The sequence below is a fragment of the Prevotella sp. ICM33 genome (genome assembly GCF_000517825.1).
In the GTDB taxonomy this organism is placed as follows: Bacteria; Bacteroidota; Bacteroidia; order Bacteroidales; family Bacteroidaceae; genus Prevotella; species Prevotella melaninogenica.
Genome location: NZ_JACD01000074.1, coordinates 1 through 12,892, shown reverse-complemented (window position 1 = coordinate 12,892; position 12,892 = coordinate 1). Strand labels below are relative to the sequence as shown.

The 12,892-nt window shown below is 64.5% G+C and carries 23 protein-coding genes; 19 read left to right on the top strand and 4 right to left on the bottom strand.

Annotated elements, in window-relative coordinates; translation table 11 throughout:
* Window positions 1-81 precede the first annotated feature (81 nt).
* The 3 genes from xerC to HMPREF1505_RS13760 all read right to left on the bottom strand — a co-directional run bounded on the left by xerC (window position 82) and on the right by HMPREF1505_RS13760 (window position 2,302).
* Complete coding sequence (xerC, locus tag HMPREF1505_RS09755; protein WP_081722953.1) at window positions 82-1,329, bottom strand: tyrosine recombinase XerC; 1,248 nt, start codon at window positions 1,327-1,329, stop codon at window positions 82-84.
* 180 nt (window positions 1,330-1,509) lie between these two features.
* Window positions 1,510-1,971 carry a hypothetical protein gene (locus HMPREF1505_RS12665; RefSeq protein ID WP_051404685.1) on the bottom strand — a complete coding sequence of 154 codons (462 nt, stop codon included), beginning with the start codon at window positions 1,969-1,971 and terminating at the stop codon, window positions 1,510-1,512.
* 64 nt (window positions 1,972-2,035) lie between these two features.
* The gene (locus tag HMPREF1505_RS13760; protein ID WP_048673169.1) at window positions 2,036-2,302 is read right to left on the bottom strand and encodes a helix-turn-helix transcriptional regulator; all 267 of its coding nucleotides are present in this window, start codon (window positions 2,300-2,302) and stop codon (window positions 2,036-2,038) included.
* A gap of 115 nt (window positions 2,303-2,417) precedes the next feature.
* Between HMPREF1505_RS13760 and HMPREF1505_RS09740 the strand changes: the two genes are divergently transcribed.
* The 16 genes from HMPREF1505_RS09740 to HMPREF1505_RS09670 all read left to right on the top strand — a co-directional run bounded on the left by HMPREF1505_RS09740 (window position 2,418) and on the right by HMPREF1505_RS09670 (window position 10,076).
* Complete coding sequence (locus HMPREF1505_RS09740; protein WP_034463774.1) at window positions 2,418-2,840, top strand: helix-turn-helix domain-containing protein; 423 nt, start codon at window positions 2,418-2,420, stop codon at window positions 2,838-2,840.
* Entirely contained in the window at window positions 2,819-3,025 is a 207-nt protein-coding gene (locus HMPREF1505_RS13185) for a hypothetical protein (protein WP_048673172.1), read from the top strand. The genes HMPREF1505_RS09740 and HMPREF1505_RS13185 overlap by 22 nt, the downstream gene beginning before the upstream one ends.
* Window positions 3,022-3,243 (top strand): helix-turn-helix domain-containing protein, encoded by a 222-nt coding sequence (locus tag HMPREF1505_RS09730; RefSeq protein WP_034463771.1) that lies wholly within the window; start codon window positions 3,022-3,024, stop codon window positions 3,241-3,243. Before HMPREF1505_RS13185 ends, HMPREF1505_RS09730 begins: the two co-directional genes overlap by 4 nt.
* Before the next feature lie 250 nt (window positions 3,244-3,493).
* Complete coding sequence (locus HMPREF1505_RS09725; RefSeq protein ID WP_034463766.1) at window positions 3,494-3,880, top strand: hypothetical protein; 387 nt, start codon at window positions 3,494-3,496, stop codon at window positions 3,878-3,880.
* A gap of 196 nt (window positions 3,881-4,076) precedes the next feature.
* Window positions 4,077-5,273, top strand: a complete 1,197-nt coding sequence (locus HMPREF1505_RS13665) for a hypothetical protein (RefSeq protein ID WP_034463760.1) — start codon at window positions 4,077-4,079, stop codon at window positions 5,271-5,273.
* Window positions 5,270-5,557, top strand: coding sequence for a hypothetical protein (locus tag HMPREF1505_RS09715; RefSeq protein ID WP_034463758.1), 288 nt, complete (start codon window positions 5,270-5,272; stop codon window positions 5,555-5,557). Before HMPREF1505_RS13665 ends, HMPREF1505_RS09715 begins: the two co-directional genes overlap by 4 nt.
* 33 nt (window positions 5,558-5,590) lie before the next feature.
* Window positions 5,591-5,920: a hypothetical protein gene (locus tag HMPREF1505_RS09710; protein ID WP_034463756.1), complete on the top strand. Its 330-nt coding sequence runs from the start codon at window positions 5,591-5,593 to the stop codon at window positions 5,918-5,920.
* Complete coding sequence (locus HMPREF1505_RS09705) at window positions 5,917-6,174, top strand: hypothetical protein (protein ID WP_034463754.1); 258 nt, start codon at window positions 5,917-5,919, stop codon at window positions 6,172-6,174. The genes HMPREF1505_RS09710 and HMPREF1505_RS09705 overlap by 4 nt, the downstream gene beginning before the upstream one ends.
* Before the next feature lie 183 nt (window positions 6,175-6,357).
* Complete coding sequence (locus tag HMPREF1505_RS09700) at window positions 6,358-6,711, top strand: hypothetical protein (protein ID WP_034463751.1); 354 nt, start codon at window positions 6,358-6,360, stop codon at window positions 6,709-6,711.
* Window positions 6,708-7,010 carry a hypothetical protein gene (locus HMPREF1505_RS13180; protein WP_034463748.1) on the top strand — a complete coding sequence of 101 codons (303 nt, stop codon included), beginning with the start codon at window positions 6,708-6,710 and terminating at the stop codon, window positions 7,008-7,010. The genes HMPREF1505_RS09700 and HMPREF1505_RS13180 overlap by 4 nt, the downstream gene beginning before the upstream one ends.
* A complete protein-coding gene (locus HMPREF1505_RS13175; RefSeq protein ID WP_034463745.1) occupies window positions 7,007-7,249 on the top strand; it encodes a hypothetical protein in 243 nt (80 codons plus the stop codon). The genes HMPREF1505_RS13180 and HMPREF1505_RS13175 overlap by 4 nt, the downstream gene beginning before the upstream one ends.
* A complete protein-coding gene (locus HMPREF1505_RS13755; protein ID WP_051404689.1) occupies window positions 7,246-7,635 on the top strand; it encodes a DUF4326 domain-containing protein in 390 nt (129 codons plus the stop codon). Before HMPREF1505_RS13175 ends, HMPREF1505_RS13755 begins: the two co-directional genes overlap by 4 nt.
* Window positions 7,632-8,843, top strand: coding sequence for a DNA cytosine methyltransferase (locus HMPREF1505_RS09685; protein WP_051404688.1), 1,212 nt, complete (start codon window positions 7,632-7,634; stop codon window positions 8,841-8,843). The genes HMPREF1505_RS13755 and HMPREF1505_RS09685 overlap by 4 nt, the downstream gene beginning before the upstream one ends.
* Window positions 8,840-9,145: a hypothetical protein gene (locus HMPREF1505_RS09680; protein WP_034463738.1), complete on the top strand. Its 306-nt coding sequence runs from the start codon at window positions 8,840-8,842 to the stop codon at window positions 9,143-9,145. Before HMPREF1505_RS09685 ends, HMPREF1505_RS09680 begins: the two co-directional genes overlap by 4 nt.
* On the top strand, window positions 9,145-9,570 hold the full coding sequence (locus tag HMPREF1505_RS12655) for a hypothetical protein (protein WP_051404687.1): 426 nt from the start codon (window positions 9,145-9,147) through the stop codon (window positions 9,568-9,570). The genes HMPREF1505_RS09680 and HMPREF1505_RS12655 overlap by 1 nt, the downstream gene beginning before the upstream one ends.
* Window positions 9,570-10,076, top strand: coding sequence for a single-stranded DNA-binding protein (locus HMPREF1505_RS09670; RefSeq protein ID WP_034518113.1), 507 nt, complete (start codon window positions 9,570-9,572; stop codon window positions 10,074-10,076). The genes HMPREF1505_RS12655 and HMPREF1505_RS09670 overlap by 1 nt, the downstream gene beginning before the upstream one ends.
* A 355-nt stretch (window positions 10,077-10,431) precedes the next feature.
* Here HMPREF1505_RS09670 and HMPREF1505_RS13170 read toward each other — a convergent pair whose 3' ends face one another.
* The gene (locus HMPREF1505_RS13170; protein ID WP_155807142.1) at window positions 10,432-10,818 is read right to left on the bottom strand and encodes a hypothetical protein; all 387 of its coding nucleotides are present in this window, start codon (window positions 10,816-10,818) and stop codon (window positions 10,432-10,434) included.
* Between the two features lie 530 nt (window positions 10,819-11,348).
* Between HMPREF1505_RS13170 and HMPREF1505_RS09660 the strand changes: the two genes are divergently transcribed.
* The 3 genes from HMPREF1505_RS09660 (at window position 11,349) to HMPREF1505_RS13750 (ending at window position 12,838) form a co-directional block, all read left to right on the top strand.
* The gene (locus HMPREF1505_RS09660) at window positions 11,349-11,591 is read left to right on the top strand and encodes a hypothetical protein (RefSeq protein WP_034466148.1); all 243 of its coding nucleotides are present in this window, start codon (window positions 11,349-11,351) and stop codon (window positions 11,589-11,591) included.
* A complete protein-coding gene (locus tag HMPREF1505_RS09655; protein WP_034518105.1) occupies window positions 11,584-12,375 on the top strand; it encodes a MerR family transcriptional regulator in 792 nt (263 codons plus the stop codon). Before HMPREF1505_RS09660 ends, HMPREF1505_RS09655 begins: the two co-directional genes overlap by 8 nt.
* Window positions 12,376-12,502: 127 nt before the next feature.
* Window positions 12,503-12,838 (top strand): HNH endonuclease, encoded by a 336-nt coding sequence (locus HMPREF1505_RS13750; protein ID WP_081722951.1) that lies wholly within the window; start codon window positions 12,503-12,505, stop codon window positions 12,836-12,838.
* Window positions 12,839-12,892: the final 54 nt, after the last annotated feature.

The following is a 12,892-nucleotide window of genomic DNA, read 5'->3' as shown; positions in this document are numbered from 1 at the left end:
TCCCTCCCGATGACTTAACTATACATCGCGCGCGACGCATAGTGCAACCTGGAATGAATGTGATCTACAAAACAATAGCACTCAGATAAGGACGTGCGAGTCCATACGTGCCGCCAAGGCCGCGTCGCGCTCGCGGGTCGCATGCTGGTACCGCAGCGCGACGTCGACGTCGCTGTGCCCGCCACGGTGAAGCAGCTCGGCGAGCGTGGCGCCCTGCTGCGCGAAGATCGTGAGGCCAGTGTGCCGCAGATCATGGAATTTGAACCAGGGGATGCCCGCGTCCTGGCGTGCACGCTCCCAGGCCCCGCGCAGGCTATTAGGGTGCAGCGGCAGGCGCGGCGATCGCTCGGAGGCTAGAAGCCAGGACGTGCCCGAAGGCTCAACATAGGACTCAAGGTGAGAGCGCAGCGCCGGAATCAGCGACGCGGGGATGACTATCTCGCGGACGCCGGCGGCGCTCTTCGGCGGCAGCTCGACCGGCCCCTCCCCCGCTAGATACTGGACCTGTCGCTCGATACGGAGAGTCGCGGGCGTGGAGTCGAGGTCGAGGTCGCGGCGTTGCAGGCCGGTCAGCTCACCGAGCCGCGTCTGGCACCACGCGGCGAGTAGGACGGCGATGCGCAGGCGTGCGGGCATGGCGTCTGCGGCGGCTCGGACCTCCTCGGGTGTAGCGACCTGGCGCTCGCGCTCGCGGACGGGCCGATGCTTCTGTCCCTCGGGCACCTTGCACGGGCTCGCCTCAATGAGGCCACTCTTCACCGCGGCGTTCATACAGGTCGACAGCGTCATATAGAGAGGCCGCACGACGCCCGGACCTTTGGCCTGCCAGACACTCTGATACCAGGTATCGACGTCGTCGACGCTGATCGCCCCGAGGGGCTTCGCGCCGAAGGTGGGGACGAGATGCCGCATCCGATAGGTGTGCGTCTGGATCGTCTGAGGGGTCCGGCCTAGTCGCTCGAGCGACGCGAGCCACCTCTCCGACCACGCCGCGAAGGTCATCGCCGCACGCTCAGCGGCGAGTTCCTGCGCGCGCTCGCGCTCGCGGCTCTCCTTTGGGCTGGTCCAGGTGCCCTCGCTGATCTCTGCCTCGACGTGTGCGAGGAAGGCGCTCGCGTCGGCCTTGCGGACGAACGACCGCCCGGCGGTGTACTTGCCGCCGTCCGGCCCTGTGTATCGGACCTCGAAGCGCCCGCTTCGAGCCTTCCTGATCGAGCCGAAGGCTCTGCGTCCGCTCATGTCTGTCTCCTCGTCGGGGAAGTGGCGCAGAATCTTTTTCCACACACTGCGCCACGCCTGCGCCACTGCCAATGATATATCCTGCTGCATCCTGATATATAGATGAGCGCATGGGTAGACGGCGAAAATCGCATGAGGGCAACGAAAACCCCGGAATCTCAATGAGACTCCGGGGTGTTTGTGGAGATGGGGGGAATCGAAACGAAGGCCCCTAACCGCAACGGAAAGTACGCGCGCAGCTTCGCGTGCGCCACTACAGCGCCACAAGAATTAGCGGAATATGCGGCCCCAGCCGCCGGGCTTCGGGGCGGGCTGCTGAGGCGCACCGGGCCAGCGGATAGGCGCGGGCGGAGCTGCGTGTGCGGGCTGAGCCTGCGCGGCCTTCACGGCGGCGCGCGTGTGCGCGACAAATCGCATGAGGCCGTCAACAGTCTTGCGCTCGAAGTGGAGAGTCAACAGGGCGTTGCGCGTCTCGATCATGAGCCACTTGTCGCCACCGCTCTTTTTCTTTGCGGCGAACGCGAGGATCCCGAGCGCGACGAGGCGCGTCGCGGTGACGCGAGCCTGCATGGCCTCGCCGTCCTCGACCTCAACGCTGACGACATCAGTCAGCGGGATCCGCTGGATTGGCTCACCGCGCCGCTTCGAGTCATACAGGAGCTCAGTGTCAGTGCAGATGATCTCCGCAGGATCGGATGAGTAGAGGCGGAAAGCGCCTTTAGGGCGGTGCATAGCTCCTCCTTTGAGTGCGACCTACCTATGTGGGCAGTCTACAGCTCGTGCGAGGACGTGGAGACTATTCCGGAGAGGCTTCGTCCAAGAGGCGCTGCTCAGCCTCGGCAGCTACATCAGCGCCGCTAACACCGAGCGCCTCGCACATCGCACCGAAGTCGCTCATCGTGCAAACCGTGTCACCCGCGAAGATCTTGTAGCAGCGCGCGCGAGTGATGCCGGCTCGCTCAGCGAGCCGGTCGATAGTGAGGTCCAGACTTTGCAGACGCTCCTTGAGTACAGCTAAGACAGCGCGTTCAAAGGGACTCGATTTAAGAGATCTGCTTCCCATGAGGTAAGCATATCTACTTTTGTAGACCCATGTCACATGAAAACGAGTTGCAAAATCTCTATTTGTAGACTTATATAGTAGTCATTGGTCTACAAATGTAGAAAGGAACCATGAGATGACGGTCGCAGCCGTAATCAAGAGCATGGCCCGTGAGCTGGGCATCTCTCAGACGGAGCTTGCTGCCCGCGCTCGTATGAGCCGCGCGAGCCTGTCCCTCAAGCTCAATGCCCGCCGAGATCTGACCTTGCCGGAAGTTGAGCGCCTCGCGGAAGTCCTCGGCATCACAGTCCGAGACCTCCTCAACCGCGTCGAACGCGCCGAACGCGAACGCGCCGAACGCGAACGCGACCACGCCGAACGCGAACGCGAACGCGTCGAACGCGAACGCGCCGAATGCACCAGTGACCTCAAGTACAAGGAGGTCGAAGATGGGAAATACGCGATAGCGGATAAGCCGACCGGCGTCATTCTCATCAGTGCAGCCCACGGCAGTATCTACGACGAGGATGAGCCGTCATGCGCGACGCCTACATGGTGATCATCTGCATGATTATCGCGGTCGCCGCAATCCCGGTCTTCTTCTGCGTCGGATACCTCCTGTTTGTCTGCGGCGGACGCGCGTTCGAGGCAGCACTCGACTCGCTTGAAGCGCTCGCTGATATGGGCCTCGACGCAGGTGAATGGATCGCCGAAAAGATCGACAAGGCGGTGTCAAGGAAATGACCACAGTCGCCCCGTTCGCACCCGACCGCTGGTACTCAGCCCAGCAGGTCCAGGACACCCTCAGCCTCTCCCGCTCAACCGTCGAGCGCCTCGGAGTCGAAGGCAAAGTCGCCGCAATCAAGATCGGACGCTCAGTCCGCTACAGCGGCGACGATCTCAACCGCCAGTGCCAGAGCCTCGGCTCCGGCCTCACCGAAAAGAAGAGCTCCCAGCGGTAGAAGCGCTGGGAGCAGCAGAACCCCTAGAGAAAGAAGATTCCGTGAACAAGCCTAACACACGCCGCCGCCACCTGCGGCCCTGGCGAACCCTCATCGGAGGCGCGTCACTCGCCGCCGCCCTCACCCTCGGTTTCGCGATGCGGGGCCTCGGCAACCCCGACGGCCTCCCCGAGTGGACCTTCTTCCCGGCCCTCGGCCTCCTCGCGCTCGCGGTCTGTTTGATCCGTGCGGACTGGAAGGCGGGCCGGCTGTGAACGCCTCGATCATCTTCCTCGCTGTTGTCCTCCTCTTCGTCGGATGCGGACTGCTCACCTGGATCGCAGTCCGAGGGGCATCGCGCGCGGCCTCCATCGAGGAGATCGCCGCTCGCATGCAGCGCGCCGCATCGAAGGCCCGCGCGAAGGGGACAACGCTACTCGAGCGTCACGTCGACTTCGACTACTACGACGTCGACGGAGAAGCGCCGCTGCCTCACCTGATCTGCCTGGCGACGCAGGACGTCATTATCGAGGCCGAGCTGAACAATTGCTTCGCGCTCGATACGCCGAAGATCGCGGTCGATCTTGATCGCCAGCAGATTCACGTGACCCTCGAAGTGCTGCGGCTCGATGAGCCGAGCGTGGAGGCGCGGGCCTGATGCCGATGCCTCAGTCACTCCGCCTCGAAGCGTCCGACGACCGCCCCTGCCACGACGAAGCCGCACGGGAGATCGTGCGGCAGGCAAGGAAGCGAGCGCTCGCGTATCCCACCGAGGCTCACGACTCCCAGAACCGCGCCCCGCGCGGGCTCACCTACTACCCCTCAACAAAAAAACACCACAAGGAGACAGACCGATGACCACGAAGAAGATCTGGGCGGCAGGCACTGCCCTCACCCTCGCAGCGCTCGCGCTGCCCTACGGCGCCGCATATGCCGCCGACGAGGCCGCGCCGGCCATGACCGCGCAGGTCACCAAGGCGACCTCATCCTCCAGGCAGACCTCGTCTGAGGTGACCGTCGAGGGCACCTGGTCCGCGCCGAAGCTCGCGGTCGGCCAGCAGTTCACGGTAGCCAGCAAGGACGGCGGCTTCAAGTGGCTGGCCTCGTTCCCGTTCGTCCTCGACGACGGGACCAAGATCGGCGCCTGCGCCGCCGACGAGGCGACGCTGACCTGCACAGTCACGGACGTTCCCTCCGCCTACGCGGACAAGACCGACGTGACCGGAAACTTCCATGCCCGCGCGCGTCTTTCGGACGCCGCAGTCGGCACCGAGGACACGCAGATCGTCGTCAACGGCAAAGTCACTCGCACGCTCGTCTGGGGCGACCGTGACGGCTCGGGCACCTGCTCGAACGATTGCGCGTCGCCCGCGCACTTCGAGTACGCGGCACCAGAGACGATCAAATTCGGGTGGACCAATGCCGACAAGTCGATCAGCTGGGGCATCAAGTGGGCCGTCGAGGCAGGCAAGACCTACACGCTGACGGACGAGACGAACGCTCTCCCGAAGGCCGTGAAGTGCACGTCGGGCCCGACCTGGGATCCGGCGACTACGACCTGGACTGACGGGTCTCTCGACGAGTCCGCGCACGTGCTGACGTTCACGCCGCCCGCCGGCTCGCTGGTCTGCGTCGTCTATCCTGCGGCGACCCCTCACGTCGAGGGTCAGGACGCCTACACCAACCGAGCGACGATCAACGGCCAGAGCCTTGAGGCAACCGCGACGATCAAGGCCTCGGGCGGTACAGACGGCGACGGCAAGACCAAGCCTCAGCCCGCACCGGTCCCCACGCCTGACCCGAGTATGCCGACGCCTGCGCCTGTTCCCTCTCCTCTCCCGAAGCCGTCACCGAAGCCGACCCCGGACACCGTGAAGCCCGCGCCCGCGCCGACGACCGCCCCTGACCCGCAGGAGCGCCTCGCCAAGACTGGCGCGACCGCCAACGGACTTTTGCTGATGATCGGCGCAATCTTGGGCGGCGCAGGCGCTGGCCTGCTCATCCTCCACCTGCTTGAAGGCCGTAAGCCCGAAGAGGAGACCGCCCGATGAGCGCAAAGCCCCTCACAAACCCGGTGACGCTCACCCTCGACCTCGTCGACCTCCACTGGCTGCATAACTTCCTCAAGGATGAGCGCCTCTCCGTTGAGATCGACCACGAGGAAGTCGACTCGCTCCACACCGACGTCGCTATCCGCGCAGCAAAGGTAGCGCTCAACCACGAGCACGAAAGGATGTCGAAGGTCATCGATGCTCTGGACGTTGCTATTGCCGCAGATGACGCGCGCGACGCAATCGCGAAGACGATCGCCGCCACAATGCCTCCCGTCGCATAGCCCCGACCGCCTAATCAACGAAGGAGACGAAATATGAGGTTCAAGAAGAAGATCACCGTCGAGCTTAACCAGGTCGACGCAGCAATCGCAGCCGTCCTGCTAGCAGAGCGCGCCGGCACCACAGCCTTCAATGCGCTGCTCTCAGACAAGACCGCAGAAATTGGCGGGACCACCAACAGAGGGGAACGCGCGCTCGCGGACGCGTACCTCAGAGTCGGCAACGCTCTGACACTCGCGATCATGGGTGAGAAGGGCAATCAGGGCTTGCAGAGTACAGGGACGCTTGCCCGCAGTACCGCGCTGATGGCCGACGCCATGCGGGCATCAGTCGCGGTCTCGGGAATGAGCAAGGACGAATCATGAAGGTCGCACACGTTGCCGTTTACCTCGATGCCGAGCAAGCGAAGCTGATCCGCTGGGATGCACAGGAGGCTGTCCTCGCTGCGGATGAGGATCTGGAGCTCACGCAGAAGCTGCACGATGTGAACGCGCGTCGCCTCGCTCGCGAAGCGATCAGCGCGAAGCGGGACATCTACCAGGAGATCGTCGATAAGGCTCAGGAAGCCTGCGAGAAGCTCAATAACGGCGAGTGCGAGTACGTCGACGACGTCGACTAGTTCCCCCGTCTGCTCCCCGCTGAGCGCGGCCACGGGGAGGCCACCCGCAAACCAAGAAAAACACGGCGGGACCGGCTATAAGACCGCGCAGCCCGACGAGCAGACCCCCGGGTGCGAGTCCCGGGCGGGCACGAAGCCCGCACCAGCGAGTGCAGGGCAAGAACCCCTAGAGAAGGACCATCAATGACCACCATCAACGAGATCAAGGACAGGCTGAACGCCGTGGCGTTCGCTGGGCGCAGCTACGCAGGCGCAGATCGCGCCGCGATCGCGAAGGCCTACACAGACGCTGTCGCTGCCTTCGATCAGAATTCCGCCGTCGATATGGCTTACCTCCTCGACCGTATCGAGGAGCTGCAGAAAGCGATCATCGCCGCTGCGGCCGAGCTCGCCGCAGCCGCCGTCTCCGTCGCAGACCGCTACGCCGGCAACGACGCCGAGACACTCGAGATCCGCCTCATGATCGGCGACCCCATCGACAAGCTCGTCAACATCGCGCAGGGCGCCGCGATCACCACCGAGGAGGCTGGAGAATGAGAACTGCAGGACTCCTGAGCATCGAATGGGAGATCACTGACCAGCATCTACCCATGCCGCACCTCGTCGCAACGGCCTGCGCAGCGTTCGTCGAGGAAGTAGAGCGCCGCGGCCTCGTCATCCGCTCCGGCCCCACCCCAACAGTCCTGCACGGTCTCAGGCTCGTCCAGGTCACGGGCAAAGTCGGCAAGCCTGCCGACGCCGCCGAGGAGCCATGCCCGCCGCACACGCTGCGCCGTTGCCCCGCGTGCGGTGTCCACATCTACGACCTGACCGATGTTGAGGGAGCCGACAAGTGATCGAGATCAAGCCCGTGCGCACCGTCAACGCCTACCGACGCTGCCCCGTCTGCCGCACACAGCTCGCGCCGAAAGGCTCAAACGTCCGCATCACCATCGACGCCGAAAACGAAGCCACCGCAATTGAAGCGTTCACCCACAAAGCCTGCGCACAAACCGTCATCAGCTTCACCCGCGCTCGCGGATACACGCCTGCCGAGCTCGTAGAGGTCGGCGTCTGGGCTGAGGAGCAGCGATGAGGCTCCCGATCAGGATCCAGCGCCGCCGCGCTCGCGGCTGGAAGATGCCGGCGCACACGAAGTATGTAGGGCGAGGAAGCCTATACGGCAATCCGTTTAGGGTCGCACGGTCGGCGCGTGAGCTTGAGGAGGGCGGCGAGCTTGTTGTCGCGTCGGCGGATGAGGCTGTCGCTCGGTATCGCGAGTGGATCGAGCAGACACGCGAAGGCCGGTTCGTAGCGTCATGCGCAGCCCGGAATCTGTGGGGCTTGGACCTGGCTTGCTGGTGCAAGCTCGATCAGCCTTGCCATGCAGATGTGCTCTTGGAGATCGCGAACCCGCGCGGTGAGCGCGAGTTCGAGAACCGTTATTACAGGATGTGGGACCGAGACGAGGCCGCAGAATGACAACTGTCGGCAGTCTCTTTACTGGCTACGGCGGTCTAGATATGGCCGTGCGTATGGCCCTTGATCCGGCTGCGCAGGTCGCTTGGACGAGCGACGTTGAGCCGGGGCCGTGCAGGCTTGCTGAGGTGCGCTGGCCGAGTATCCCGAATATCGGCGACATCACGCAGGTTGATTGGTCGGGAGTCGAGCCGGTGGACATTATCTGCGGTGGCTCGCCGTGTCAGGATCTGAGCCTCGCGGGCCGGCGCGCGGGCATGGCTTCGGGCACGCGCTCGGGCCTCTGGGAGTCGATGTTCGAGGCAATCAAGACGCTGAGGCCGCGTCTGGTGATTTGGGAGAACGTGAGAGGAGCGCTGACAAGTGGAGCGTTCAGTCTGGTGGAACAAGAATCGCGACTGCTGGGAGACCGAGCAGATGGACCTTCTCTCAGGGCAGCAGGCCGTGTGGTCGGAGATCTGGCCGGCCTCGGGTATGACGCGCAATGGTGCGTTGTCCGCGCTTCCGACGTCGGCGCCCCTCACCAGCGAGAGCGTTTTTTCCTTACTGGCCACCCCGCAGGCGAACCTTGGCAGCTGCGGGGGATCGCAGCCGCCGGAGAAGCGCAGGGAGGGCGGGCACTCGGTGAGTCTCGCGGATCAGATCGAGCACCTGGTGCCCTGATCCCGACGCCGACTGCGTCGGACCACAAGGCCGGTCGTCATCAGGAGGGGACGGGCATGAGTCTCTCGCAGGCGGTGCAGATGTTACCGACGCCGCAGGCGACGAACGCAACGGCATCCTCGACCGGCTACGGGGCGAATCTCCACGAGGTAGCTCGCGAGCTACTGCCTACCCCGTCTGCGTCTGACGCGATTATGGGCCTTCCTCGGACGAGCGGTCGCCCGCCGGAGAAAGCGACGAAGCTCGCGACGCGGATCGAGTACACCGACTTCGGGATGTACGCGCCCGCGATCGCGCGCTGGGAGCAGATGCTCGGTCGTCCGGCTCCGGCTCCGACTGTCCCGCCGACTCGCGAGGGGGGGCGAGCACGGCTCTCGACTCGTTTCGTCGAATGGCTCATGGGATTACCCGAAGGGCATGTGACCGGCGAGGATCTCGGGCTGACGCGCGAGCAGCAGCTCCGCCTCCTCGGGAACGGCGTCGTCCCGCAGCAGGGCGCAGCCGCTATCTACCAGCTCACCAAGATCGCCATTAAGGAGGCAGCATGAGCAACCTCGACCCGCTCAAGGATCTCGACGGCGTCCAGGACTTTCAGGAGCGTGCGATCGTTCGCGCAGTTCGCCTGACTCGCGATAACGCAGACGAGATCGCCCGCCGCGCGCGAAAGCGTGTGAACTTCACGTTCGAGGGGAAGGTGATGCTGTGCGATCAGAACCTCTCGATCTGGGCGCTCGAGGGCGACGTGATCTTCGCCCGTCCCGGAAGTATGAGGCTATCGATCCGCATCGAGGAGGACTTCCTCGCCTGGTACACAAAGCCCGGCGAACAACTCACAGAGGAGGACCTGTGATGAGCCGGACGCTCGTCTGGGAATCGCGGAGCATACCGTTGACCCGCAGCAAGCTGCTCAGCGCAAACGACAAGATGCACTGGGCCGCGCGCTCGCGGCTCACGAAGCAGCTACGCCAGTGGGGCTACTTGCTGGGGCGAGAGGGCGCGGGCGTCGCACGCCTGGGGTTGCAGCACGCTCGGGTCGAGATGGAGTTCGCATATCCGGATCGTCGTCGGCGTGACCGCAGCAATCTCGCGCCGACGGTAAAGGCGCTCATGGATGGACTGATCGACGCCGGGCTCCTGCCTGACGACTCGGATCGGTTCCTCGACGGCCCACACACGGTGATCGCAGATCGCCTAGCGGGGAAGCACTTGAACCTCCCGATGTATGAGGTCCGCGTGCTCGTGTACGCGGACACCGAGAAGAAAGAGAGCAAGTAATGGCTGGAGAAACCGTCATCACTGTCATCGGTAACCTGACCGCTGACCCCGAACTGCGTTGGACGCAGTCCGGCGCCGCCGTCGCAGACTTCACCGTCGCATCGACCCCGAGAGCCTACGACCGTAACGCCGGTGAGTGGCGCGACGGCGACACCCTCTTCATGCGCTGCTCCGTGTGGCGCGAGACCGCTGAGAACGTCGCCGAGTCGCTGCGTAAGGGCATGCGCGTCATCGTTCAGGGTCGCCTCACCCAGCGCTCGTACGACACCCAGCAGGGCGAGCGCCGCACGGTCGTTGAGCTGCAGGTCGACGAGGTCGGCCCCTCCCTGCGCCGCGCACGCGCGCAAGTCACCCGCAACCAGGCGCAGCCCGCGAGCGCGGGCGGCTTCGGGGCGGGGTCTGCGTCTGGTTCTGTGGAGGGCGGGTGGGCGCCGAGCGCGATGCTCGACGCACCGCAGCATGATCCGTGGGGAGCGCCTGCTGCCCCGTCTGAGCCGCCGTTCTGATGGAGCGGCACTGTCCGGATTGCGGCGAGGTTCTCGCTGCAGGGCACGCGCGCTGTAGGCCATGTTTCCGGCGGTTTGAGGCTGAGTATCAGCGGAAAACTGAGCGTGACTGGATGAGGCGCAACTTCCCGAAGTTCCGGCCCCGGGACTTGTTCCCGGAGGACGGCTGGGAGCCAATGGAGATTAAGCGAGTGAATGTGAAGGAGGGCGAGTAATGGCCTGGGTGCGGGTAGGAGACGAGGCGCTGAGTCATCCGAAGCTCATGGGTTTGTATGACGTTGAGGGGGCCGAGGACATCTCGATAATCGAGATGTTCGGTTTCCTCATGGCGCTGGCAACGTACTCGGCCAAGCACCTAACCGATGGAATTATCGAGAGGGGCGCTGCCTTCCGCGACGGCGATCGTTCGCGGAGTGCGCACCTGATTGACGTCGCGGTCGTTGCGGGCCTGCTCACGTGGGTTGAAGTAGAGGGCAAGCGCAAGCTGCGCCTGTTCACGGACGAGGAGTTTATCCACGTCCAGCCCCGTGAGGAGGTCATGCGCCGCCGCGCACGGTCGCGGGAGAATCGCGACCCGAACAAGAAAGCTGCTGTGATCTTCCGCGACGGCGACCAGTGCCGGTACTGTGGGAAGGTCGTGCGCTGGACCGGCCCGACCGGGTACAACCTCGGCACGCTCGATCATGTTGACCCTGACTCGCTGGGGGACGCCTCGGTCGATGGTCTCGTGGTCGCTTGCCATGAGTGCAATTCTTCGCGCGGTCACGCGCGGGAGTCGTTCGACGCGGCCTCGCCGCTGCGTCCTGTCCCGACTGCGCCTTATTACGGTGTGTGGTCGGCAGAGTTCCTCACTCGTTACGGATATGAAGCTGCGCCGTCCGTGGATCCGGGTACGCCCGTTGACCCCGCCTCAGAGCCGCCCGCGAGGGGCGTGCTCCCGGGCCGAGGGTCCGGGGAGCCTGTTGACCCCGGGCGCGGCTCCAGCGGCCCCGCTGAGGCCGTTGTGCGTGACCCCGGCGCGTCCGAGCGACGCGCGTCCGAGGGTCCGCGTATTCGACCTAGTTCGGACTCAAGTCCGAACCTCAGTCCGACGTCGAAGGGTATCAGGTCGAATACTCTCGGGTCGGGTAGGGACGGGACGGGACGGGCAGGCCAGGGAAGGGCAGGCACGGGCCAGGCAGGGAAGGGCCAGGCAGGGAAGGGCCAGGCCGGGCACCCGCGATCCCCTCAGCAGCAGCAATCAAGCAAGCGGAACCGTAGAAGGAGAAGAAGATGAGCGATGAGCAGATGGGCTTTGACAAGTTAGAGGATGCAGTGGCAGCTCTGGTGAGTGAGCGGGGGCCGGGCAGGCTTGTTGGTGCATGGGAGATCATGATTGAAACGATCGACCCGATGCGCCCGGACATCACAGCTTGGATGACCGAGGGTAACGGCTCGATGCTGGCTCGGCGCGGCCTCATTGAGGTATGCCGCGACCAGTACAGGAAAGGTATAGAGGACACGACAGATGAGTGAGACGATGAACGACCGGACATGTCCTGTAACTGGTGAGCCTCTCCTCGATGGAGAGTTCCTGTCTCGTGGCGGCGCTGCCCGCGTCCGTGTGGCGACCGCATCGATGCCCGGCCTGATGAGTGACCTCGCCTATGCTGCGTCGCACGGTGTGCGCACGGGTGAGCAGGTCGGCGGCTCGGGTGTCCCGTCGTCGCGGGCGCCGCTCAACCTCGCGCTCATGATCGAGGTCGACGAGATGTGCGACTCGATCCTCACCTGGGCAACGCTCCTCCTGTCGCACGTGATGGGGCCGGCCTACTGGGTGAAGCAAGGCAACTGGTGGGGCGTGGCGGATGTGTTCAAGACTCATGAGGATAAGCTGCGACGCTGGCCCGAGGCAGCTCAGTGTGCGGACGAGGTTCTCTACTCGGTCGCCCGCTTGGAGCGCCTCGCCTCTCCCGGCAGGCAGCGTCTCGTGTTCGTCGGAGAGTGCAGCGCCTGCGGGGCAGACCTACTGGTCCGCGACCCAGATGAGGAGACGACGACCTGCCGGGAGTGCGGAGCGGTCGAGCAGATCGCCGACGCCTGGGACCGGCTCCTCACGAAGGCGCGTGAGTCTCTGCTGCCTCGCACTCGAGCAACTCGCGTCGCTGAGATCCTGGCAGGTGTGCAGGTCAAGGACTCAACCGTGAGGAAGTGGCAGCAGCGAGGGAGGGTGGCCCCGGCATCGAGGGAGGGGGGCATCCGTCTGTACAGGGTGGGGGACATTGAAACTCTTGCTCTCCAGCACTTGACCAGCTCGTAGCGCGTGTCGCTTGCGCGCGCGGGTGTCACGGTGTATTTTGCTAACGTGGCCCCGCGCGTAAGCGATGGGGCTTCTGCCTTATACGGCATCCGCGCACATGCGTTGACCCCCGCTCTTCTCGGCCCCGATGGAGCGGGGGTCTCCGCATACCTGGGAGGTGGTCGATGTGGCGACCTCACGCACAGGCACTGCGCAGTACAAGCACTGGCGCAAGCGAGTGCTGATCGCAGCTCGCGACGCCGGCATCGCGCAGTGTCCACACTGCGGCGTGCGCCTGGACTACACGCGAGGACTGCAGCCGAACTCCGCCGAGCCGGATCACATCCTGCCGGTCCGTTGGGGTGGAAAGAACACGCTCGAAAATGGTCGAGTCCTTTGCCGCAGGTGCAATCAATCTCGTGGAGACGGGACGCGCCCGAAGGTGAAGCCGCGCAGAGCGGCCTCCGTTGACGTAGACTGGTGACAGATTCAGTCGGCGGATACGGGGGTTTACCCCTCCCCCCGCCTACCCCTAGCC

What these genes read in the sequence shown, in the direction of transcription:
- xerC (WP_081722953.1), bottom strand. Translation starts at nt 1,329, where the DNA reads ATGCAGCAGGATATATCATTGGCAGTGGCGCAGGCGTGGCGCAGTGTG.
- HMPREF1505_RS12665 (WP_051404685.1), bottom strand. Translation starts at nt 1,971, where the DNA reads ATGCACCGCCCTAAAGGCGCTTTCCGCCTCTACTCATCCGATCCTGCG.
- HMPREF1505_RS13760 (WP_048673169.1), bottom strand. Translation starts at nt 2,302, where the DNA reads ATGGGAAGCAGATCTCTTAAATCGAGTCCCTTTGAACGCGCTGTCTTA.
- HMPREF1505_RS09740 (WP_034463774.1), top strand. Translation starts at nt 2,418, where the DNA reads ATGACGGTCGCAGCCGTAATCAAGAGCATGGCCCGTGAGCTGGGCATC.
- HMPREF1505_RS13185 (WP_048673172.1), top strand. Translation starts at nt 2,819, where the DNA reads ATGCGCGACGCCTACATGGTGATCATCTGCATGATTATCGCGGTCGCC.
- HMPREF1505_RS09730 (WP_034463771.1), top strand. Translation starts at nt 3,022, where the DNA reads ATGACCACAGTCGCCCCGTTCGCACCCGACCGCTGGTACTCAGCCCAG.
- HMPREF1505_RS13665 (WP_034463760.1), top strand. Translation starts at nt 4,077, where the DNA reads ATGACCACGAAGAAGATCTGGGCGGCAGGCACTGCCCTCACCCTCGCA.
- HMPREF1505_RS09715 (WP_034463758.1), top strand. Translation starts at nt 5,270, where the DNA reads ATGAGCGCAAAGCCCCTCACAAACCCGGTGACGCTCACCCTCGACCTC.
- HMPREF1505_RS09710 (WP_034463756.1), top strand. Translation starts at nt 5,591, where the DNA reads ATGAGGTTCAAGAAGAAGATCACCGTCGAGCTTAACCAGGTCGACGCA.
- HMPREF1505_RS09705 (WP_034463754.1), top strand. Translation starts at nt 5,917, where the DNA reads ATGAAGGTCGCACACGTTGCCGTTTACCTCGATGCCGAGCAAGCGAAG.
- HMPREF1505_RS09700 (WP_034463751.1), top strand. Translation starts at nt 6,358, where the DNA reads ATGACCACCATCAACGAGATCAAGGACAGGCTGAACGCCGTGGCGTTC.
- HMPREF1505_RS13180 (WP_034463748.1), top strand. Translation starts at nt 6,708, where the DNA reads ATGAGAACTGCAGGACTCCTGAGCATCGAATGGGAGATCACTGACCAG.
- HMPREF1505_RS13755 (WP_051404689.1), top strand. Translation starts at nt 7,246, where the DNA reads ATGAGGCTCCCGATCAGGATCCAGCGCCGCCGCGCTCGCGGCTGGAAG.
- HMPREF1505_RS09685 (WP_051404688.1), top strand. Translation starts at nt 7,632, where the DNA reads ATGACAACTGTCGGCAGTCTCTTTACTGGCTACGGCGGTCTAGATATG.
- HMPREF1505_RS09680 (WP_034463738.1), top strand. Translation starts at nt 8,840, where the DNA reads ATGAGCAACCTCGACCCGCTCAAGGATCTCGACGGCGTCCAGGACTTT.
- HMPREF1505_RS12655 (WP_051404687.1), top strand. Translation starts at nt 9,145, where the DNA reads ATGAGCCGGACGCTCGTCTGGGAATCGCGGAGCATACCGTTGACCCGC.
- HMPREF1505_RS09670 (WP_034518113.1), top strand. Translation starts at nt 9,570, where the DNA reads ATGGCTGGAGAAACCGTCATCACTGTCATCGGTAACCTGACCGCTGAC.
- HMPREF1505_RS13170 (WP_155807142.1), bottom strand. Translation starts at nt 10,818, where the DNA reads ATGGCAAGCGACCACGAGACCATCGACCGAGGCGTCCCCCAGCGAGTC.
- HMPREF1505_RS09660 (WP_034466148.1), top strand. Translation starts at nt 11,349, where the DNA reads ATGAGCGATGAGCAGATGGGCTTTGACAAGTTAGAGGATGCAGTGGCA.
- HMPREF1505_RS09655 (WP_034518105.1), top strand. Translation starts at nt 11,584, where the DNA reads ATGAGTGAGACGATGAACGACCGGACATGTCCTGTAACTGGTGAGCCT.
- HMPREF1505_RS13750 (WP_081722951.1), top strand. Translation starts at nt 12,503, where the DNA reads ATGGAGCGGGGGTCTCCGCATACCTGGGAGGTGGTCGATGTGGCGACC.